This is a genomic window from Bartonella sp. AD328YNZD, assembly GCF_042196425.1.
In genome coordinates, this window is the sequence record NZ_JBHIQG010000643.1 from 1 (window position 1) to 898 (window position 898).

An 898-nucleotide genomic window follows, 5' to 3' on the forward strand; every position below is an offset into this window, starting at 1 on the left:
CCTCGCTGTTTATTTTGCAGGTTTACAAAAAACAGATGCTAATGTTTGTTGACGTTTTGATTTTTTCACAAAATGAGCACAATTGTCTTTATTTGGCTCAAGAGCGACCATACTTCTTGCTAATTTCAGTAAAATCTCGGAGGTATAGAGCTTCTTTTTATCTGCATACCATGCGGTAAGATAAACTTGTGCTGCTTCATGATAGCGTTTTTGTCCCAACAAAGATTCGGCCAACCAAAATAAAGCATCATCACTCAAAGAATCTTTTTTGTAACGATTTTGAAAAGCGCAAAAGCTTTTTTCAGCATCAACATAGTTAGCAGAACGAATAAAATCATACCCTTCCTTATACAAAGCTTTAGAAGAAGAAAGATTGTCACTCTGATGTACTTCAATTGGAGCTCTTACTTCATGCGCTTTGTTAAAGGATTGACTGTTTTCATGGTCATGGCTCTCCACCTTAGCTTCCACAGCAGCAACCTTTGTCTGAACACCTGTACTATGGTCCTGCTCCATCTCTTCTTTTACAGTCTGAGATTTTTCATCTACAGCAGACTTTTCAAAAGAACAAGAATAAACAGAAGAGGTTTCTGTATCAAAAAGCTCGTGAAACTGCTTGTTAACATTTTTTAGACTGTTATGCTCAAGCACCATTCGTATCTTATGTAAAAGCTTATCTAAATCATAATCTTGAAATAAAGCCTGTTGATTCTCTAAAATAATCCCTTGGTGCTCCGCAACACTAGTGGCTTTTTCCGCCGCGCTAGATGCTGCTTTATCAGCTGCTTCAGGAGCTTTTTTCACAGCATCAGACGGCTTATCAACAGCGTCAGTGGCTTTTTTCTCCACATCAGATGCTGCTTTATCGGCTGCTTCAGGTGCTTCTTTCACTGCATCA

General features: G+C 38.6%; 1 pseudogene. It reads right to left on the reverse strand.

The features are described 5' to 3' along the window. Positions 1 to 9 precede the first annotated feature (9 nt). A pseudogene (locus ACFIO3_RS14210) lies at positions 10 to 898 on the reverse strand (tol-pal system protein); the annotation flags it as partial.